At 72.7% G+C, this 18,900-nt stretch carries 18 protein-coding genes and 1 pseudogene; 11 read left to right on the forward strand and 8 right to left on the reverse strand.

The features are described from left to right. Nucleotides 1-22: 22 nt before the first annotated feature. The 6 genes and pseudogenes from AB0472_RS23995 to AB0472_RS24020 all read left to right on the forward strand — a co-directional run bounded on the left by AB0472_RS23995 (nt 23) and on the right by AB0472_RS24020 (nt 5,732). Nucleotides 23-700: an AIM24 family protein gene (locus AB0472_RS23995; protein ID WP_366358772.1), complete on the forward strand. Its 678-nt coding sequence runs from the start codon at nt 23-25 to the stop codon at nt 698-700. Nucleotides 701-832: 132 nt separating this feature from the next. Further along, nucleotides 833-1,795 carry a threonine/serine dehydratase gene (locus AB0472_RS24000; RefSeq protein WP_366358975.1) on the forward strand — a complete coding sequence of 321 codons (963 nt, stop codon included), beginning with the start codon at nt 833-835 and terminating at the stop codon, nt 1,793-1,795. 200 nt (nt 1,796-1,995) lie between these two features. Continuing rightward, nucleotides 1,996-3,618 carry a serine/threonine-protein kinase gene (locus AB0472_RS24005; RefSeq protein WP_366358774.1) on the forward strand — a complete coding sequence of 541 codons (1,623 nt, stop codon included), beginning with the start codon at nt 1,996-1,998 and terminating at the stop codon, nt 3,616-3,618. A gap of 37 nt (nt 3,619-3,655) precedes the next feature. Then, nucleotides 3,656-4,036: pseudogene (locus tag AB0472_RS24010) on the forward strand (TIGR03557 family F420-dependent LLM class oxidoreductase); the annotation flags it as partial. A 121-nt stretch (nt 4,037-4,157) separates the two neighbouring features. Continuing rightward, nucleotides 4,158-5,243 (forward strand): hypothetical protein, encoded by a 1,086-nt coding sequence (locus AB0472_RS24015; protein WP_366358776.1) that lies wholly within the window; start codon nt 4,158-4,160, stop codon nt 5,241-5,243. A gap of 63 nt (nt 5,244-5,306) precedes the next feature. Continuing rightward, nucleotides 5,307-5,732 (forward strand): SsgA family sporulation/cell division regulator, encoded by a 426-nt coding sequence (locus AB0472_RS24020; protein WP_366358777.1) that lies wholly within the window; start codon nt 5,307-5,309, stop codon nt 5,730-5,732. A 41-nt stretch (nt 5,733-5,773) separates the two neighbouring features. On the opposite strand, the gene AB0472_RS24025 is transcribed toward AB0472_RS24020, so the two are convergent. From AB0472_RS24025 to AB0472_RS24035, 3 genes are all read right to left on the reverse strand, one after another. Then, on the reverse strand, nt 5,774-6,259 hold the full coding sequence (locus AB0472_RS24025; RefSeq protein WP_366358779.1) for a DUF6328 family protein: 486 nt from the start codon (nt 6,257-6,259) through the stop codon (nt 5,774-5,776). Nucleotides 6,260-6,344: 85 nt separating this feature from the next. After that, a complete protein-coding gene (locus AB0472_RS24030) occupies nt 6,345-7,328 on the reverse strand; it encodes an aldo/keto reductase (RefSeq protein WP_366358781.1) in 984 nt (327 codons plus the stop codon). Between the two features lie 106 nt (nt 7,329-7,434). Further along, on the reverse strand, nt 7,435-8,322 hold the full coding sequence (locus AB0472_RS24035) for an SDR family oxidoreductase (protein WP_366358782.1): 888 nt from the start codon (nt 8,320-8,322) through the stop codon (nt 7,435-7,437). A gap of 135 nt (nt 8,323-8,457) precedes the next feature. Here AB0472_RS24035 and AB0472_RS24040 point away from each other — a divergent pair, with 135 nt between their 5' ends. Next, nucleotides 8,458-9,363, forward strand: coding sequence for a LysR family transcriptional regulator (locus tag AB0472_RS24040; protein WP_366358783.1), 906 nt, complete (start codon nt 8,458-8,460; stop codon nt 9,361-9,363). Nucleotides 9,364-9,492: 129 nt separating this feature from the next. On the opposite strand, the gene AB0472_RS24045 is transcribed toward AB0472_RS24040, so the two are convergent. The 3 genes from AB0472_RS24045 to AB0472_RS24055 all read right to left on the reverse strand — a co-directional run bounded on the left by AB0472_RS24045 (nt 9,493) and on the right by AB0472_RS24055 (nt 12,874). Next, the gene (locus AB0472_RS24045; RefSeq protein ID WP_366358784.1) at nt 9,493-10,101 is read right to left on the reverse strand and encodes a TetR family transcriptional regulator; all 609 of its coding nucleotides are present in this window, start codon (nt 10,099-10,101) and stop codon (nt 9,493-9,495) included. After that, nucleotides 10,098-11,591, reverse strand: a complete 1,494-nt coding sequence (locus AB0472_RS24050) for an MFS transporter (RefSeq protein WP_366358785.1) — start codon at nt 11,589-11,591, stop codon at nt 10,098-10,100. The genes AB0472_RS24045 and AB0472_RS24050 overlap by 4 nt, the downstream gene beginning before the upstream one ends. A gap of 98 nt (nt 11,592-11,689) precedes the next feature. Next, nucleotides 11,690-12,874 carry an FAD-dependent monooxygenase gene (locus AB0472_RS24055; RefSeq protein ID WP_366358787.1) on the reverse strand — a complete coding sequence of 395 codons (1,185 nt, stop codon included), beginning with the start codon at nt 12,872-12,874 and terminating at the stop codon, nt 11,690-11,692. Nucleotides 12,875-13,223: 349 nt separating this feature from the next. On the opposite strand from AB0472_RS24055, the gene AB0472_RS24060 reads away from it, so the two are divergent. Together AB0472_RS24060 and AB0472_RS24065 are read left to right on the forward strand one after the other, a co-directional pair. Next, nucleotides 13,224-13,631: a tyrosinase cofactor gene (locus AB0472_RS24060; protein ID WP_366358789.1), complete on the forward strand. Its 408-nt coding sequence runs from the start codon at nt 13,224-13,226 to the stop codon at nt 13,629-13,631. 36 nt (nt 13,632-13,667) lie between these two features. Further along, entirely contained in the window at nt 13,668-14,498 is an 831-nt protein-coding gene (locus AB0472_RS24065; protein ID WP_366358791.1) for a tyrosinase family protein, read from the forward strand. 13 nt (nt 14,499-14,511) lie between these two features. Here the strand turns inward: AB0472_RS24065 and AB0472_RS24070 are convergent, their stop codons facing one another. Next, nucleotides 14,512-15,219, reverse strand: a complete 708-nt coding sequence (locus AB0472_RS24070) for a ribonuclease H (RefSeq protein ID WP_366358793.1) — start codon at nt 15,217-15,219, stop codon at nt 14,512-14,514. Between the two features lie 47 nt (nt 15,220-15,266). Beyond that, nucleotides 15,267-16,061: a VOC family protein gene (locus AB0472_RS24075; protein ID WP_366358795.1), complete on the reverse strand. Its 795-nt coding sequence runs from the start codon at nt 16,059-16,061 to the stop codon at nt 15,267-15,269. A gap of 148 nt (nt 16,062-16,209) precedes the next feature. Between AB0472_RS24075 and AB0472_RS24080 the strand changes: the two genes are divergently transcribed. After that, on the forward strand, nt 16,210-17,217 hold the full coding sequence (locus tag AB0472_RS24080; RefSeq protein WP_366358977.1) for a zinc-binding alcohol dehydrogenase family protein: 1,008 nt from the start codon (nt 16,210-16,212) through the stop codon (nt 17,215-17,217). A 228-nt stretch (nt 17,218-17,445) separates the two neighbouring features. Continuing rightward, on the forward strand, nt 17,446-18,888 hold the full coding sequence (locus tag AB0472_RS24085) for a family 2B encapsulin nanocompartment shell protein (protein ID WP_366358798.1): 1,443 nt from the start codon (nt 17,446-17,448) through the stop codon (nt 18,886-18,888). Nucleotides 18,889-18,900 lie beyond the last annotated feature (12 nt).

The raw sequence follows: 18,900 nt of genomic DNA on the forward strand, positions 1-18,900 counted from the left end.
CGTCCGGGACACCATGCCCGGCATGAAGGGTGATCTCTTTTCAAGTCAGCACATGGTGGCGCCGGCGACCGGTCCGGGCATGACGGTCGAGAACGCGAAGTGCCTCCGGTACACGGTCGACGGCGAGATGTACGCCCGCCAGGGCGCGATGATCGCGCACCGCGGCGGCCTGAAGTTCGAGCGCAAGGGCCAGGGCGTGGGCGGAATGCTCAAGCGCGCGGTCACCGGCGAGGGGCTGCCGTTGATGTCCGTGCAGGGCCGGGGCGAGGCCTGGTTCGCGCACGAGGCGCAGAACTGCTTCGTCGTGGAGATCGAGCAGGGCGACCAGTTCACGGTGAACGGCCGCAACGTGCTCTGCTTCGACGCCACGCTGTCGTACGAGATCAGGACGGTGAAGGGGTCCGGCATCGCGGGCGGCGGCCTGTTCAACAGCGTGTTCTCCGGATACGGCAAGCTGGGCCTGATCTGCGACGGCAACCCGCTGGTGATCCCGGTCTCGCCGCAGGCCCCGGTGTACGTCGACACGGACGCGGTGGTGGGCTGGACCGCGCACCTGCAGACCTCGCTGCACCGCTCGCAGTCCATCGGTTCGATGCTGCGCGGCGGTTCCGGCGAAGCGGTCCAGCTGATGCTCCAGGGCGAGGGCCACGTCGTCGTCCGGCCGAGCGAGGCGACCCCGCAGAAGGCCCAGCAGCACTGATCCCGGGGTGCCCTGGTCCGAGGGGCCGGCCGCGGCGGCCGGTCCGGGTTGACCAGGGCGGCCCGGCCGGGTGAGGGTGCGAACGGCGCGGACCGTCGCCCCGCGCCGGAAGGGTGAACCGCCTTGAACGGCATCATCGGCATCGCGGACATCGAAGCCGCGGCCCGGCTCGTCGAAGGACACGTCGTACGCACCCCCACCGTGCCCAGCCCCGGCCTGTCGGAGCTGCTCGGCGTCCCGGTCACCGCCAAGCTCGAACTCCTCCAGCGCACCGGATCCTTCAAGGCGCGCGGTGCCGCCGCGAAGCTGCTCTCGCTGAGCGAGGCCGAGCGGGCGGCCGGCGTGGTGGCGGTCAGCGGCGGCAACCACGGCATCGCCCTCGCGGTGATGGCGGCGGCCCTCGACGTGAAAGCCACCGTGGTGATGCCGCGGACGGCACCCGCGCGGTCGATCCGGCTCGCGGAGGCGGCCGGGGCGTCGGTGCGGCTCACCGACGGCATGGACTCGGCCTTCGAACTGGTGCCGCGGCTGCGGGACGAGGGGCTCACCCTGGTCCACCCCTTCGACGACCCGGTGGTGATCGCCGGGCAGGGCACGGTGGGTCTGGAACTCGCCGAGGACGCGGACGGCGACCTCACCGACGTGATCGTCAGCATCGGCGGCGGCGGGCTGATCGCGGGCGTCGCGGCGGCCCTGCGCGCCCGCCGCCCCGGGGTGCGGGTGTGGGGTGTGGAGACGGCGGGCGCGCAGGCGATGTCCGAGGCGCTCGCGGCGGGCGGTCCGCTGCCGGTCGCGGTGTCGTCGATCGTGACGACGCTCAGTGCGCCGTCCGTGTCCCGGCTGACGTACGAGCATGCGGCGGCGCTGGTGGAGGAGGTGCTGGTGGTGCCGGACCGGGAGGCGGTGCGGGGCAGCCTGGAGTTCGCCGAGCACGCCAAGGTGTGGACCGAGCCGGCCGCCGGCTGTCTGCTGCCCGCCGCCCGGCAGGTGCTCGACCGGGTCGGCGCCGGAGCGCGGATCGGGCTCGTGGTGTGCGGGGGCAATGTGACACACCAGGAGATCTCGGAGTGGACCGAGCGGTTCGGACTGGACTGACCAGCGCATCGCAGCCGGTCTTCTACCGTCGGTTACCCACAGGTCGAAGCCCGGCCATTCGCTGTTTTCCGCAAGTGCCCAGCCAATGCGGCCAGTTGAATAAAAGGCAAGAACGGGTCCCGAGTTGCAGATTCTTTGAACAAACCCGGGCCGGTCCCGCGTACCTCTGGTTAATGACGAGGCAGGGGTTTCAGCGAGGGATGACGATGGTCAAGGCGCATGTCTCCGCACAAGAGTTGGTCGCCGGAAGGTACCGGCTCCTCGAGGTCGCCGACCGCGAGCCGAACCGCGTCAGCTGGTACGCGGAGGACGTGCAGGCCGAGCGGCCGCGGCTGGTGACCGAGATCGCGCTTCCCGAGGCGCCCACCGAGGACACCGTGCGCCGGGCCACCGCCCGCATCCTGCGTTCCTCGGAGGTGATGAGCGCGCTGCGGCCGGGCCGGGTGGCCATGGTGATCGACGCCTTCGAGGAGGCGGGCGCGCTGTGGACGGTGACGGAGGTGATCGACGGTGCGCCGCTCAGTGAACTGCTCGCCCAGCAGTCCACGTTCAACTACGTGCGGGCCGCACGCATCGGTCTGGAGGTCCTCGACGTGCTGGAGGCCGCACACGCCGACGGCTACACGCACGGCGAGCTCAGCCCCGGCCAGATCCTCGTCCGTGACCGGGGCCCGGTGGTCGTCACCGGGTTCGGACTGGCCGGCGCGACCCTGTCACCCCGGGTCACCGCACCGTCGTACGCATCGCCGGAGCAGGCCCGCGACGAGCGCATCGGCCCCGCTGCCGACCTGTGGGCGCTCGGCGCGATCCTCTACACGATGGTCGAGGGGCGGCCGCCGTTCCGGGACCGGGGCAAGGCGGAGGCCACCCTCAAGGGCGTGGACCGGCTGCCGTTGCGCACCCCGCTGCGGGCCGGCCCGCTGACCCAGGTGGTGCAGGGGCTGCTGCGGAAGAGCTCACGGGAGCGGCTCGGCCGGGTGGCGGTGCGTCAGGCACTGACACGTGTCCTGGAGGAGGACCCCGACACGGTCGCGCAGCCCGCGCCCGCCTCCCGGCTGCGCGGCGCCTATGTGGCGGCCCGGTCCTCGGGCTGGAGCAGGACCACCATGATCGGCGGGACCGCGCTCGCCGTGGTCACCGTGTCGTTCGCGGTACTGGCCGCGACCCAGGGCCTGCCCGGCGCCTCCTCGGCGGGCTCGGCCCCGAGCGCCTCCGCCACGGCCGGCGGCCCGGCCAACCGCACGGACGGCAACGCCCCCAGCCCCTCCCCCTCGCGGACGGCGTCCGCCTCCCCCACCCCGTCGGCCACCGCTTCGGCCTCCCCGTCCGCCTCGGCCTCGGCCTCGGCGAGTGCCCTGCCGGCCGGTTTCCGCCGCTACACCGCCCCGGAGGGGTTCTCCGTGGCTCTCCCGCAGGGCTGGAAGCGTCTCGACACCGCCCGGGACGACGTCGCCTACCGCGTCACCTTCGGCCCGGGCGGCGGCGACCTGCGCACGCTGGCAGTCACCTACAGCACCCAGGCGGGGCCGGACCCGGTCGCGATCTGGCGGGACGACGTGGAGCCGGGACTGGAGAAGCTGGACGGCTACCAGCGGATCGGCGAGATCGAGGCGACCACCTACCAGGGCCACAAGGCCGCGGACATGGAGTGGCTGTCCGGCACGGGCGCCGACCGGGTGCACACCTTCGGCCGCGGCTTCCTGCTCGGCGGCGGCCGCAGCTTCTCGCTGCGCGTCACGGCACCCGCCGCCGCCTGGGACGACGCCTCCGATCAGCTCGCCCTGAAGACCTTCCTGGCGACGTTCCGCGGCCGGGCGAACTGATCCGTTCTCCGGCCGACCGGCCAGGGACCCGGCGTCCATGGTGCGAATCGGATACACGATGATGACCGAGCAGGCCGGTCCACGTGATCTCGTGGACCATCTGACGGAGGCCGAGGAGGCGGGTTCCGACTTCTCGGTCGCCTCGGACCACTGCTTCCCGTGGCTGCGTGCGCAGGGCCACGCGCCGTACGTGTGGAGCGTGCCCGGCGCCGCCGCCCAGGCCACCGAGCGGATCCCGCTGATGACGTACGTGACCTGCCCGACGTTCCGCTACCACCCGGCGGTCGTGGCCCGGAAGGCGGCGACCGTGCAACTGCCGTCCGGGGGCCGGTTCCGGCTCGGCCTCGGCGCGGGCGAGAACCTCAACGAGCACGTGGTGGGCGGCGGCCGGCCGTCGGTGGACGTGCGGCACGAGATGCCGGCGGCGCTGCGCGACGCCCTCGGCCGATCTTCGACGGTCCGGCAAACCCCGGCCAATGGGTCGATATAGGCTGCCCGTCGGTACCCATGCAGTTCGGCAGCCCTCAGGAGTGTCCTCCGTGACCCTAGCGATCGACCCGTCCGAGACGTCCAGCGCGTCCCCGGTACCCCTCTCCGACCTGGTGGCGCGGGACGCCCGCGAGTTCGGCGCGTACGTGCGGACCGGGGGCTGGGCGTTCGGGCTGATGGTGGCCCGGAGCGTGCGGCCGGGAGGACAGGGCGCGCAGGAGACGCCGAAGGTGTCGGCGAAGGAGTTCGCCGGACTGGCCGGCTGCTCCGCGGAGCGTGTCATGCGCTACTACAAGGCCTGGGACAGGGCCGCCGACGACGGTCTGGTCCCGCACTTCGAGGCCCTCGCACCCGGCCAGGAGGTGCAACTCCCCGACTCGGACGTCTGGTTGGACTACTACGTCTCTCGTACCAGCGCCGGCTCCGAGCGCGGCACGGCCATCGCGGAGGCCGCCGAGGCCGAGGGCATCCGGCCCACCAAGGCCCTTGAGGTCGCCGAGAACCCCACCGCCCTGCGCGCCGCGATCCTCGCCGACCCGTCCACCGCCCGCGCCGCCCGCTCGGCGCTGCTGGACCGCATCAAGGAGGACCCGGACCTGCAGACCGTGCTCGCCCGGGACGTGGTCCGCACCGCCGACCTGAAGAAGGCCGTCGCCACCGAGAGCCGCTCGGCCGACCGGATCGGCTACGTCCGGCAGATCGCCGAGTCCGGCCAGATCAAGACCCCGGCGGGGCAGACCGTCGACGCCCCGGCCGAGCTGCGGCAGGAGGCGGAGCGCCATCTCTCGCTCCTCGACGAACTCGACGAGGACGAGGACACCGGCGAGTGGGCGACCGAGGCCTACGACACCATGAAGAACCTCGTCGTGGAGGCGGTGGAGGCCGACCCCGAGCTGCGGGTCCAGGAGCAGCGCACCAAGTTCTACAGCAGCCTCCAGAAGGCGACCAAGGCGTTCGAGGAGCTGACCTTCGACGACGCCCAGGACTTCTACGAGGACGACATGGTCCAGCGCCTGGAGGACCTCCAGCAGGCCATCGGCTCCTGCCTGGCGGCATTGCGCGGCACGAAGGGCGCACAGGCCCCGCAGGGACCGCAGGACCCGCAGGACCCGGAGGGCAATTCCGCTCGGGATTGAGCGTTTTTCCGGTGAGAGGGGTACTAGAGGGCACCAAGCCGATCGTTCTCGGAGGCCACTCGCGTGAACCCCATCGTGCACAGGACCCTGGTCGTACAGCTCCGCACGGACGGGACGGGCCGCTGTCCCGTCCTCGCCCACCTGTCGTACGACCCGGGTGACCCGTTCGCCGTCACCGCGCTGTTCACCCTGGACGGCCGCGTACTCGCCCGGTGGCGGCTGGACCGCGAGATGCTGAACGACGGCCTGAGAGAGCCGGTCGGGGTCGGGGACGTGCGGCTGCGTCCGGTACGGCAGGGGCGCTGGAGGGAAGTGCGGATGGATTTCCTCGGCGACCCGTTGCCCGGCGGCAGCCGCCACCACGCGGTGGTGTTCGCGTGGGCACCGGCACTGGCCTCCTTCCTGAGCGACACCTACATGGCCGTGCCCCCCGGCCGCGAGGAGGTCCCGGTGGACGACCTCCTCGCGGAGATCCTCGCCACCGGCTGAGCGGCCGTGCCCGGCTCCGGTCCGCGGCTCGGGTGCTCGGCTCAGCGGGTCGTGTGGCGGTGCCTGGACCACAGCGGCAGGCCGTACCAGCACACCAGATACCAGACGACGACGGCCGCCACCACCCAGGTCACGTGGCTGCCGGCGGTGGCCACCCGGAGGATCAGCACCAGGGAGGCGGTCATCGTGGCCAGGAGCAGGAAGAGGCCGATCGAGGTGAGCCGGGACGCCATCCGCACCGCCTGCGCCTTCACCCTGCGGCCGGCGACAAGCCGGTGCAGCGACACCGGGCCGATGAGGGCGCCCGTGGCGGACGCGCCCAGCACGACCGTCACGATGTAGATCGTCCTGTCCACGTCGGACAGCTGGGCGTACTTCTGCTGGAAGACCACGGTGAGCAGGAACCCGAACAGGATCTGCACCCCGGTCTGGGCGACGCGCACCTCCTGGATGAGCTCGCTCCACATCCGGTCGGCGCGCTCCTCCTCCGTCTCGTCGCGCCCGGTCCGCGGCCCCTGGTCGGTCATGGACTACGGGTAACCGCCGGGCCCGTCCCCCAAACGGTACGGGCCGGCAGCGGCGGGGCGCCGCCGCTCCCGGCCCCCGCCGGCACTACCAGCGGCTCTCCACCTGCTCCTTGATGCGGCGGTCGTACAGCTCGCGGATCGCGGCGACCGTCTCCCCGGACAGCTGCGGGAGTCCGGCCGCGGCCGCGTTGGCGCGGGCCTGCTCCGGGTTGCGGGCGCCCGGGATCACCGTCGTCACGCCGGGCTGGTCGATGATCCAGCGCAGGGCGAGCTGGGCCGGGGTGTACCCCTCGGGAGCGAGGGCGGCGAACTCGGCGGCGGCCTCCACACCGGTCGCGTAGTCCACGCCGGAGAAGGTCTCGCCCTGGTCGAAGGCCTCGCCGTGCCGGTTGTAGGTGCGGTGGTCGTCGGCCGCGAAGACGGTGTCCTTGGTGTACTTGCCGGACAGCAGCCCGGAGGCGAGCGGCACGCGCGCGATGATGCCGACGCCGGCCTCCCGGGCGGCCGGGAGCACCTCGTACAGCGGCTTCATGCGGAACGGGTTGAGGATGATCTGCACGCTGGCCACGCCCGGGCGGGCGATCGCGGTGAGGGCCTCCGCGCTGGTCTCGACGCTGACGCCGTAGGCGGCGATGCGCTCCTCCTCGACCAGGGTGTCCAGGGCGTCGTAGACCGCGTCCGAGGAGTAGACCGGGGTCGGCGGGCAGTGCAGCTGCACCAGGTCCAGGCGGTCCACGCCGAGGTTGCGGCGCGACCGGTCGTTCCACGCGCGGAAGTTGTCCAGCACGTAGTTCTCCGGGACCTGCTCGGCCCGGCGGCCCATCTTGGTGGCCACCAGCACGTCCAGGTCCGGCCTGCCGCGCAGGAAGGCGGCGATGGTCTGCTCGCTGCGCCCGTCGCCGTACACGTCGGCGGTGTCGAAGAAGGTCACCCCCGACTCCGCCGCCGTCTCCAGGACGGCGAGCGCCTCCTTCTCGTCCACCTCGCCCCAGTCGGCGCCGAGCTGCCATGTGCCGAGGCCGACGACCGATGCCCGCTGCCCCGACCTGCCGATTACGCGTTCGTCCATGGCGCCAGTGTGTCATCCGCCGCCGACAACGGTGTCATGGGCCGGTGCACCCCCGGCTGCCTGGGACGGGGTGCCCGTGGGCCGGTGCCGGCTGCGGGCCCGGCGTTCAGAAGTAGTGGCCCTCTTCCAGGTCGGCGATCAGGCCCGGCTGCTCCGGCTTCCAGCCAAGGAGGTTCCTGGTGCGCTCGCTCGACGTCGCGTTGTCGACGGCCGCCGCCGTGCCCAGCCAGCCGAAGTGGGCCTCGGCCTCGTCCGCCGGGATGCTGCGCACCGGGACGTCGAGGCCGCTGCCCACGGCCGCCGCGATGTCCTTGAAGGGGACGCCCTCGTCGGCCGCGCCGTGCAGGCCGGTGCCGGCCGGCGCCGACTCCAGGGCCAGGCGGAACAGGCGGGCCGCGTCCAGGCGGTGGACGGCCGGCCAGCGGTTGGTGCCGTCGCCGACGTACGCGGCGACGCCCTTCTCCCGGGCCACGTCGATCAGCCGGGGCAGGAAGCCCTGGTCGCCGCGGCCGTGCACCGAGGGGGCGAGGCGGACCACCGCGCTGCGCACGCCGCGCCCGGCGAGGGCGAGCGCGGCGAGGTCGGGGGCGGCGCGGTAGGTGCCCGGCACCGGGGTGTCCTCCTCCGTCGCCACCCCGTCGACCGAGGCGAGCATCATGGTTCCCGAGGTGACCACGAAGGGCCGGTCCGAGCCCTCCAGCGCGGCGCCGACCGCCTCGATCACCCGCAGGTCGCCCTCGGCCGCACGGGTGAAGTCCGGGAAGGCGTCGTGGTTGAAGGCCAGGTGGATCACGCCGTCGGTGCCGGCCGCCGCGCGGGCCAGGTCCGCGGGGTCGTCGAGGCTGCCGCGGTGCACGTCGGCGCCCGCCAGCCGCAGGGCCTCGGCCGACTTCTCGGAGCGGGCGAGGGCGAGGACCCGGTGGCCCGCGCCGAGGAGTTCGGGGATGACGGCCGAGCCGATGAAGCCACTGCCGCCGGTGACGAATACCCGCATGGTGGATGCTCCTTCGAGGGAGGGGGGGTCGGGCTTCCATCGTTCGGCCGGCGGGTGGCGGGCGTCCAAAGCCTCTTTCGCAAGACGCAATGCGTTTCAGGCATGAGTGCAGGTCACCGGGCGTACTCTGGAGGCATGGCCGATCCCGCTTCCGCGCCCGACCTCGATCTGCGGCTCGTCCGGTACTTCACCGTCGTCGCCGGCCGGCGGCACTTCGGGCGGGCCGCGGGCGCCCTGCACATCACGCAGCCCGCGCTGAGCAGACAGATCCAGCGACTGGAGCAGGTGCTGGGGGCGCGCCTGTTCGACCGCACCCCGCAGGGCGCCCGGCTCACCGAGGCCGGCGAGGTGTTCCTGGCGCGGGCCGAGGGGTTGCTGCGGGCCGCGGGCGAGGCGGCCGCCGCCACCCGGGCCGCCGCCGAGCCGAGCAGGATCACCGTCGGGTACATCAACGGGATCTTCGTCACCTCCGCCGTACGCGATCTGCGCCGCCGCTTCCCGGACGCCGACGTGCGGACCCTGCACCTCGACTGGGGCGAGCCGCGCGAAGCCCTGCTGACGGGACGGGTGGACGCGGTGGTAACCCGGCTGCCGCTGGTCACGGACGGCTTGCGGGTGACGGTGCTCTACGACGAGCCGCGCGTCCTGGTCGTCCCGCTGGACCACCGGCTGGCCGGGAAGGAGTCGGTCACGCTCGACGACATCGCCGACGAGCCGTTGCCCCGCGGCCGGGATCCGCTCTGGAACGCGTTCTGGCGCGTCGATCCCCGGCCGGACGGCAGCCCGGCGCCCGACGGGCCGCTGATCGGCGCGGTGGAGGACAAGTTCGAGCACGTCGCCGCCGGGCAGGCCGTGGCGATCGTGCCCCTGGTACCCGGCGCGACCGTCCGCCCCGACCTCACCACGGTCCCGCTGCACGGTGTCGAGCCGAGCCACGTGGTGCTGGCGACCCGTGCCGGTGACGGCCACCGGCTGACGGCTGCCTTTCGCAGGTCGGCCGAGGCGCTGTTGAGGGGGCCGACCGGGTCCCCCGCCGCTTGACGGCGCCCCTTCGGGGCACTGGGGGTACCCCCGGGCCCGAGGGCCGGGAAGGAACTGCGCGAGCGGCCACGACGGCGCCGCAGTCGAGCGACGGCACATCGCGGCGCTTCCAGCGGCAAGCGGTAGCGCCTACGGCGTCAACTGCTCCTGGACGGCGGGACCGTAGCGGTCGGCGATGTCGTCGATGTCGGCGGCCGCGGAGTCGCGCAGCCGCGGGCCGCGGGCGATGCCGTACATCACGCCCAGGCCGATGAGCTGGGCGACGGCGAGTTCGGCGCGCAGGCCGGGGTCGGGTCCGGTGAGCCGGGCGGCGAGGACGTCGACGACGTGGGCGCGGAAGTTGGCGCGCAGCACCTCGCCGTGGTCGCCGTGCAGGGGTGCGAAGGCGATGCGCAGCAGCGGGTCGGTGCCGCGGTCGCGCTGGCTCTCCAGGACGTGCCGCACCATGTGCCGGCCGAGGTCCTCCAGGGGTGCGTCCAGCAGGGCGGCCGCGTCGGTGTCGAAGGACATGACCCGGGCGAACAGACTGTCCTTGTTGCCGAAGTACTTGAGGATCAGCGGCGCGCTGACCCCGGCGCGTTCGGCGACGTCCTTGAGGGTGATGTCGGCGTGCGCGTGCCGGGCCAGGAGGTACCGGGCGGCCCTGAGGATGACGGCCTTGGTGGCCTCGGCGTCCCGGCGGGCGGGTGCCGGGGCGGGCGCGGCGGGGGTGCCGGGGCTGGTGTTCACGGCTCTCATGCTCCCTCCAGCGCGTCGTCCCGCGCACTCCCGGTCCGGCTCCCGGCGAGCGGCGTGTCGCCGGGCGCCTTGTCGCCGGGGATGGACAGGGCGGCGGCACCGGCCACGAGGGCGACGGCGCCGGCCATCGTGAAGGCCAGCAGGTAGCCGTGGAGCGTGGCGATCGGGGCGCCGCCGACGAGGCTGGTGTGGTGGGTGAGGACGGCGGCCACGGCGGCGCTGGAGGTGGCCTGGCCGATGGTGCGCATGAGGACGTTGACGCCGTTGGCGGAGGCGGTCTGGTTCGCGGGTACGGCCCGCAGGATCAGTGTGGGCAGCGCGGAGTAGGCGAGGGTGGTGCCGGTGGCGACGACGGTGGCGCCCAGGATGATCATCCACAGGTCGCGGCTGTCGGCGATGCGGACCACGTATCCGCAGGCGATGACCGCGGCGCCCAGGGCCAGGGTGATGCGCGGTCCGCGGGCGGCGGAGATCCGGGCGGAGAGCGGCGAGAAGAGCAGCATGGTGACGCCGCCGGGGAGCAGGCACAGGCCGGTGGCCACGATCGACAGGCCGAGACCGTATCCGGTGGCCTTGGGCGCCTGCACCAGCTGGGCGGTGACGAGGGAGTTGGCGTAGAAGGCGAATCCGGTGAGCAGGGCGGCCACGTGCGAGAGGCCGACCCGGGGCCGGGTCACGAGGTGCAGGTCGACCAGGGGCCGCTCGGTCCGCAGCTGCTGCCACCACCACAGGGCCAGCACCAGGACGGCGGCGCCGAAGAGCCCGAGGACGCGCGCGCTGCCCCAGCCCCACTCGCCGCCCTGCGAGACACCGAGCAGCAGACAGGTCAGGCCGGCGGCCAGCCCGAGCGCCCCGAGGACGTCGAACCGGCCGCTCTCGCGCACCGGCGACTCCCGGACCGCCCACCAGACGCCCGCGACGCCCACCGCTCCGAGGAGGCTGGTCAGCCAGAACATGGTGTGCCAGTCGTAGTACTGCACGACCAGCGCGGCCAGCGGCAGGCCCAGCGCGGCGCCGATACCGACGGTGGAGCTCATCAGCGCCACCGCCGATCCCCGGCGCTCGGGCGGGAGTTCGTCACGCAGGATGCTGATCGAGAGCGGTACGACGGAGGCGGCGGCGCCCTGCAGGGCACGGGCGACGATGAGCACGGTGATGTCCGAGGACAGGGCGCACATCACGGAGCCCACGGTCATCAGCGCGAGGGCCCCGGTGAGCACCCGGCGCTTGCCGTACATGTCACCGGCCCGGCCGAGCACCGGGGTGAGGACGGCTCCGGCGAGCAGGGTCGCGGTGACCGTCCAGGAGACGGCGCCGGCCGAGGAGTGGGTGAGCCGGGGCAGGTCCGGCAGGAGGGGGACGACGACCGTCTGCATGACGGCCATGAGGATCCCGCCGAAGGCCAGCACCGGGATGGTCAGCCGCTGCCGCAGCGGGAGCTGGGCGGCGGGCGGTCCCGGGCGACCGGCTGTCGGGGCGGGCTGGTCCATCAACACTCCTGCGGGCGGCACGAAAAAATGAAGTGAATACTCATTCACCCTATCGGGTGAATGAGTATTCACTCAAACCGTTCCGTGGCCGCAGGGTGCTAAGACCGGGCGTGCAGGGCGCGCGCCGCCCGCGGCCCGAGCCACCGCTTGAACCTGCGCAGCACCTCCAGCCGCCCGGCGGCCTTGTCGAGGCCGTAGTAGAGCTGCGGCGGGACGTACGGCAGCAGGGGCGAGTGCCGCTGGCCGAGCAGAGCGAACATGCGGTGCGGAGGCAGGCCGATGTAGCGGGGCAGGTTCTCGTACCACTGGGCGCTGAGGCGGGCGGCGCTCTGGGCCGAGACCAGTTCGGCCCTGCGCCGCCGTTCGTAGACGGCGAGGGCCTCGGGCAGGACGGCGTGCTCGCGCAGGGCCTCGGCCAGGCACATCGCGTCCTCCAGGGCGAGGGTGGTGCCGGCGCCGATGGAGTAGTGGGTGGTGTGGGCGGCGTCGCCGAGCAGGACCAGGTTGCCGTGGTGCCAGGCGCGGTTGGTGACGGTACGGAAGGCCGGCCAGGCCGCCGAGGAGCCGCCGATCAGCGGGTGCCCTTCGAGGATGCCGGCGAACAACTCCTCCAGCACGGCCAGTTGGCCGGCCTCGTCCAGCGCGTCGAGGCCGAGGCCGGTGAGGGTGTCCGGGGCGCACTCGATGACACAGGTGCTGTGCCCGTCGTCGTACGGGTAGCCGTAGCACCAGACCCAGCCGTGCGCGGTCTCGGCGAAGGCGAAGGTGAAGGAGTCGAAGACCCGGGTGGTGCCGAGCCACACGTAGTGATTGCGGCCCTCGGCGGCCTCGGTGCCGAAGTGGGCGGCGTGCCGGGTGCGCAGCGCGCTGTGGATGCCGTCCGCGGCGACGACCAGGTCGGCCTCGGGGAGGCTCCCGGGGGTGATCTCGTCCTCGAACTCCAGCCGGACGCCGAGTTCCCGGGCACGCCCGGCGAGGATCTCCAGGAGGCGGTGACGGCCGATGCCGTGACCGGCGTCGCCGGGCTGCCGGGCCACCTGCCCGCGGACGTGGGCGACACCCTGGGTCCAGCGCACCGAGTCGGCCTCGATGGCGCGGGCCGACTCGGGGTCACAGGCGTGCAGCCGGTCGAGCAGGGCGCGCCAGTAGGTGACACCCCACCCGTAGGTGGAGCCCTCGGGGTTGCGTTCGTGGACGGCGATGTCGTGGGACGGATTCTGCCGCTTGAGCAGGATCGCGAGGTACAGACCGGCGGGCCCGCCTCCGACGCAGACGACCTTCACTCACACACCCCTGGGTCTCACCGAATGTGGTCAATTGGCACCGGAGGGTAGCAGCGCGGGGACACCCGGCCGGGTTCTCGAATCGCGCCAGATCGACACCGTGAGCCACACCACCCGGACGGCGGACCGCGGCGAAGGATCACCGGCAAGCCGTGCGCCCGCGCAAGGAATTGCCCGTTCCGGGTCCGGCGGAGCCACCGCCACAGCAAGATCATCTTTGTTCAATCTTGTATGACATGTAACTAATTGTCCTGATCGCAGCCAACCCGGTCCGGGTGATTTCTCCCGCTCCGGGCTCGGCGGATAGGCATGCGGAGTCATCACCCGCACCCGTCACAGGAGCATCCGCATGCCCGGACCCACCCGCCGTCGCGCCCTCACCGCGGCGGCCGCCCTCGCCGCCGCGGCCGGCACCCAGTCCCTCCTCGCGCCCGGCGCCTCGGCCGCCGGCCACTCGCACGAGGGATCGCTCGAACCCTTCGACGAGGTCTACAAGGGCCGCCGAATACAGGGCCGGCCGACCGGCACGGACCCCATGGGCGGCATGCGGGGAACGGGCGGCGGTCACCACCACGGACACGGCGCCGGATACGCGGTGTCCGTCGACGGGGTCGAACTGCACGTGATGCGGAACGCCGACGGCAGCTGGATCAGCGTGGTCAGCCACTACGCCCCGGTCGCCGGCCCGCGCGCCGCCGCCCGCGCCGCGGTCGACGAACTACAGGGCGCGGCGCTGCTGCCGTTCCCCGCCAACTGACCGCCCCTACCGCCCCGTTCAAGGAGCTTTTCGCACATGACCGTACGCAGGAACCAGGCCGCACTGAGCGCCGACGAGAAGCGGCGGTTCGTCGCCGCCGTCATCGAGCTGAAGCACAGCGGGCGTTACGACGACTTCGTGCGCACGCACAACGCCTTCATCATGTCCGACACCGACGACTCGGAGCGCACCGGCCACCGTTCTCCGTCGTTCCTGCCCTGGCATCGCAGATTCCTGCTCGACTTCGAGCAGGCCCTGCAGTCCGTGGACGCCTCCGTCGCGCTGCCCTACTGGGACTGGAGCACCGACCGGACCGTCCGTTCCTCACTGTGGGCACCGGACTTCCTCGGCGGTACCGGGCGCAGCTCGGACGGCCGGGTGACGGACGGGCCGTTCGCCGGCGGCGGCGGGAACTGGCCGGTCAACGTCCGTGTGGACGGTCGTACTTATCTGCGCAGGTCGCTCGGGACGGGCGTGCGCGAGCTGCCGACCCGGGCCGAGGTCGACTCGGTCCTGTCCATGGCGACGTACGACATGGCGCCCTGGAACAGCGCCTCGGACGGCTTCCGGAACCATCTGGAGGGCTGGCGCGGGGTCAACCTGCACAACAGGGTCCACGTCTGGGTCGGCGGGCAGATGGCCACCGGGGTCTCCCCCAACGACCCGGTGTTCTGGCTGCACCACGCCTTCGTCGACAAGCTGTGGGCCCGCTGGCAGCGCCGCCACCCGGAGGCCGCCTACGTGCCGGGCGGCGGCACGCCGGACGTGGTGGACCTGGGCGAGACGATGAAGCCGTGGAACGACGTGCGGCCGGCGGACCTGCTCGACCACACGAGGTTCTACACGTTCGACACCCTGGAGGCCTGACCGGGTCCCCGCATCAGGCCTCGGCCGCCGTACGGCACTCCGGGTGGCCCCAGCCCTGCGGGTTCTTGGCGATCTGCTCGCCGGCCGCGTAGGAACGCCCGCACAGGCAGCGGCCGGGGAACTTCGCCTTGATGGTCCGGGACGAGGAGCCGGGGCCGGCCGCGTTCTTGCGCGGCGCCGCCTTGCGGCGCGGGGCCCCGGTGGAGGCGGCGGGCGCCTGCGACGGCGGCGGTACCGGGGAGCCGAGGGCGCTGCCCGCGGCCTCCTGGACCGTGGCCGCCTGGCTGGCCGCGCGGTCGGCGAAGTCGTTCAGCGGGTCGCCGTCGACCTGGTGGGCGGGGACGTACCGGAAGTCGACCGTGCGGCCGTCGAGGAGCTCGTCGATGCGGACGACCAGGTCCTGGTTGGCGACCGGCTTGCCCGCGGAGGTCTTCCAGCCGTTGCGCTTCCAGCCGGGCAGCCAGGTGGTGACGGCCTTCATCGCGTACTGCGAGTCCATCCGCACTTCCAGCGGCACGTCCGGGTCGGTGGCCGCCAGCAGCTGTTCCAGGGCGGTCAGTTCGGCCACGTTGTTGGTGGCCCTGCCCAGCGGCCCGGCCTCCCAGCGGGCGGGAGTCGCCGCGTCGTCGGACACCACCCAGGCCCAGCCGGCCGGTCCCGGGTTTCCCTTAGAAGCCCCGTCGCACGCGGCCACCACTCGTTCACGCATGGCCCCGATCATGCCACGGCCGGGCGTGGCGCCCGGCCGTGGCCCGGGATCCGCCCTGGTCAGACCTCTGTGCTGGACGGCATCCCGCCTTCGGTGGTCGTGACGTCGATCACCGAGAAGTTCGCGCCCTGCGGGTCGGTGAGCGCCGCCATGCGTCCGAAGGGACTGGTCATCGGCCCGAACCGGAGCACCGCGCCGAGCTTCGTCGCCTTGGCGACCGCCTCGTCGCAGTCGGCGACGGCGAAGTACACGTTCACGTACGAGGGCACCTCGGGCGGGAAGTCGTCGGTCATCCGCATCCGGCCGAGGACGGGCTGTTCGCGGAGGCTGAACGTGCGGAAGTCGACGTTGCTGTCCTCGATCTGCCGGACGGTGTACGGGAACAGGGCCGCGAGGAAGGGGTCGGCCTTCTCGGGCTCGCGGGTGAAGACCTCCGCCCAGCAGTAGGCGCCGGGCACGGCGGTGGCCTCGAAGCCCTCGTGGACGCCGCCCTGCCAGATCCCGAACACCGCGCCGCTGGGCTCACGGGCCAGGCACATCGTGCCGAACTCGCCGACCTGCATCGGCTCCATCAGCACCTCGCCGCCGTGCGCGCGGATCCGTCCGGCGGCGGCCGCGGCGTCCGGCGAGGCGAAGTACAGGCACCACTGCGAGTGCCCCTCCTGACCTGACATGGGCGGTACCACGGCGGCGACGGCCTTGCCGTCCACGTAGGCCTGGGTGTAGTTGCCGTACTCCGAGGACGACTCGCCGAAGGTCCAGCCGAGGACCTCGCCGTAGAAGCTCTTGGCCCCCTCCAGGTCGCCGAACATCGCGTCGGCCCAACAGGGGGTTCCTTCAGGTCGTACCGCCATCGCCGCGGCCCTTCCGATCGAGCGGGTTCTCCCGGTTCCTCACGCTAGCCACCGGGCCGACCGCCCGCGCGCCGAACGCCGGACTCCGGCGGACACTGGGAAGGGAGTCGGCGGCCTTCGGCGGACGGGGCGCGGTATGGCGGACGTGATGCGGGCGTGGTCGGTGGAGCGGCCCGGGCCGGTCGAGGCGGACCCGCTCCGGCTGGTCGAGCGGCCGGTGCCGGTGCCCGGGGCGGACGAGCTGCTGCTGCGGGTGCGGGCCTGCGGGGTGTGCCGCACCGACCTGCATGTCACCGAGGGGGATCTGCCGGTGCACCGGACCGGGGTGACGCCGGGCCACGAGGTGGTCGGCACGGTCGCGGCCGTGGGCGACGAGGTGGCGGACTTCGCGGTCGGCGACCGGGTCGGGGCCGCCTGGCTGCGTCGCACGGACGGCGTGTGCGCGTACTGCCTGCGGGGCTCCGAGAACCTGTGCCCGCGCTCGGAGTACACCGGCTGGGACGCCGACGGGGGCTACGCGGAGTACACGACCGTGCCGGCCGCGTTCGCCTACCGGCTGCCCGGCCGTCTCGACGACGTGGCGCTCGCGCCGCTGCTGTGCGCCGGGATCATCGGCTACCGCGCGCTGCGCCGGGCGTCGCTCCCGGCGGGCGGCCGGCTCGGTCTCTACGGCTTCGGTGGCAGCGCCCACCTGTGTGCGCAGGTGGCGCTCGCCGAGGGCGCGCGGGTGCACGTGCTCACCCGGGGCGCCGAGGCTCGGCGGCTGGCCGTGGAGCTGGGCGCGGCCTCGGCGCGGGACGCCTCCGCGGCGCCGCCCGAGCCGCTGGACAGCGCGATCCTGTTCGCGCCGGTCGGGGACCTGGTGCCGGTCGCGCTGCGCGCCCTGGACCGGGGCGGGGTGCTGGCGGTCGCGGGCATCCACCTCAGCGACGTGCCGTCGCTGAACTACGAGCGTGAGCTGTTCTACGAGCGGGAGCTGCGCAGCGTCACCTCCAACACCCGTGCCGACGGGCGGAAGTTCCTCGCCCTCGCCGAACGGCACGGCGTGCACGCGACCACCCATCCGTATCCGCTGTCGGAGGCCCCGCGGGCCCTGCGGGACCTGAAGGCCGGGCGCTTCGACGGGGCCGCGGTGCTGGTGAACGATCTTTCCTGAGCCCAATCCCCGGGCGCCCCGGGCGCTGAAGCGGGACGGCGGCGCACGATCGGGGAACACAACCTTTTCCACCCCGAACACCAGGTTTGCGCACCTAAGGCATGCAACCGCCCCTTTCGCGCCGTACCCGTAGATCACCAGGGCTGTTTGGCTTGTCCGTGCGCACCACCACCTCGCACACCACCGACCCTCCGGGTCACCGTTGTTCACCTCTCTGCTGGAGGGAATGTGTCCACACCGGACAGCGTCATCGGTTCCGCCGTCGACGAGCCCGAGCCGGATCCGACCGCCGACGGGCAGCTCACCAGCCTGAGCACCAGGGCGGCACGTCAGCTCGCCACGACCACCAAGTCCGAACCGCAGATGCAGGCCATCACCTCCCGGTGGCTGCTGAAGACACTGCCGTGGGTGGACGTCAAGGGCGGCACCTACCGGGTCAACCGGCGCCTCCAACTGCGCACCGGGCGGGGCCGGGTGAGCTTCGAGCACAACGGCGGGGACGACATCCGGGTCATCCCGCGGACCCTGACCGAGCTGCCGATCCTGCGCGGCTACGACGACCAGGACGCGCTGAACCAGCTCGCCGGCCGGTTCCAGCCCCGCGAGGTGCGCGCCGGGCAGGTGCTGTTCGAGGCCGGGCAGCCGGTCACCGAGACCTATCTGGTGGTGCACGGCCGGTTCATCCGGTACGCGGCCGGCAAGTACGGCGAGGAGGAGGTCGTCGGGGTCGTCACCGACGGCGACCAGATGGGCGACGAGGCGGTCGGCCAGACCGATCCGCTCTGGCTCACCTCGGTGCGCGCGGAGACGGCGGGTGTGGTCCTGGCGCTGCCGTGGGCGGTGGCCGAGGAGATCATGGACCGGGTGCCGTCGCTCGGCGCCCACCTCCAGGCCTACGTCGACCGGCAGCGGCTGCCGATGAACCGCAAGGGCGAGGCCGAGGTGCCGGTGCAGGCCGGCCACACCGGTGAGCCGACCCTGCAGGGCGGCTTCGTGGACTACGAACTCGCGCCGCGCGAGTACGAGTTGTCGCTCACCCAGACCGTGCTGCGGGTGCACTCGCGGGTCGCCGACCTCTACAACCACCCGATGGACCAGACCCAGCAGCAGCTACGGCTCACGGTCGAGGAGATCCGCGAGCGCCAGGAGTGGGAGCTGGTCAACAACCGGGAGTTCGGGCTCCTGCACAACATCGACTACGGGCAGCGGATCAGCTCGTTCACCGGTCCGCCGACCCCGGACGACATGGACGAGCTGATCTCCATGCGCCGCAAGACCAAGGTCATCCTGGCGCACCCCAAGGCGATCGCGGCCTTCTTCCGGCAGTGCAACCGGCGCGGCCTAGTACCCCCGTCCGCCAACATCGACGGGCACGAGATCCCGGCCTGGCGCGGGGTCCCGATCTACCCGTGCAGCAAGATCCCGATCAGCGACGACCACACCAGCAGCATCATCGCGCTGCGCACCGGCGAGGCCGACCAGGGGGTCATCGGCCTCCACCAGACCGGCATCCCCGAGGAGTTCCAGCCCGGCCTGAACGTCCGCTTCATGGGCATCAACGAGCAGGCCGTCATCAACTACCTGGTCACCGCCTACTACTCGCTCGCCGTCCTGGTCCCCGACGCGGCCGGGATCCTGGAGAACGTCCAGCTCGGCCGCACCGCCGACTGACGGCCTGGAGCA

It is taken from the genome of Streptomyces sp. NPDC086777 (assembly GCF_040702065.1).
GTDB lineage: Bacteria > Actinomycetota > Actinomycetes > Streptomycetales > Streptomycetaceae > Streptomyces.

Excerpts from the sequence above, each read along its gene's own strand:
- AB0472_RS23995 (WP_366358772.1), top strand. The coding sequence starts at position 23 with ATGAAGGGTGATCTCTTTTCAAGTCAGCACATGGTGGCGCCGGCGACC.
- AB0472_RS24005 (WP_366358774.1), top strand. The coding sequence starts at position 1,996 with ATGACGATGGTCAAGGCGCATGTCTCCGCACAAGAGTTGGTCGCCGGA.
- AB0472_RS24025 (WP_366358779.1), bottom strand. The coding sequence starts at position 6,259 with ATGACCGACCAGGGGCCGCGGACCGGGCGCGACGAGACGGAGGAGGAG.
- AB0472_RS24030 (WP_366358781.1), bottom strand. The coding sequence starts at position 7,328 with ATGGACGAACGCGTAATCGGCAGGTCGGGGCAGCGGGCATCGGTCGTC.
- AB0472_RS24035 (WP_366358782.1), bottom strand. The coding sequence starts at position 8,322 with ATGCGGGTATTCGTCACCGGCGGCAGTGGCTTCATCGGCTCGGCCGTC.
- AB0472_RS24040 (WP_366358783.1), top strand. The coding sequence starts at position 8,458 with ATGGCCGATCCCGCTTCCGCGCCCGACCTCGATCTGCGGCTCGTCCGG.
- AB0472_RS24045 (WP_366358784.1), bottom strand. The coding sequence starts at position 10,101 with ATGAGAGCCGTGAACACCAGCCCCGGCACCCCCGCCGCGCCCGCCCCG.
- AB0472_RS24050 (WP_366358785.1), bottom strand. The coding sequence starts at position 11,591 with ATGGACCAGCCCGCCCCGACAGCCGGTCGCCCGGGACCGCCCGCCGCC.
- AB0472_RS24060 (WP_366358789.1), top strand. The coding sequence starts at position 13,224 with ATGCCCGGACCCACCCGCCGTCGCGCCCTCACCGCGGCGGCCGCCCTC.
- AB0472_RS24065 (WP_366358791.1), top strand. The coding sequence starts at position 13,668 with ATGACCGTACGCAGGAACCAGGCCGCACTGAGCGCCGACGAGAAGCGG.
- AB0472_RS24070 (WP_366358793.1), bottom strand. The coding sequence starts at position 15,219 with ATGATCGGGGCCATGCGTGAACGAGTGGTGGCCGCGTGCGACGGGGCT.
- AB0472_RS24075 (WP_366358795.1), bottom strand. The coding sequence starts at position 16,061 with ATGGCGGTACGACCTGAAGGAACCCCCTGTTGGGCCGACGCGATGTTC.
- AB0472_RS24080 (WP_366358977.1), top strand. The coding sequence starts at position 16,210 with ATGCGGGCGTGGTCGGTGGAGCGGCCCGGGCCGGTCGAGGCGGACCCG.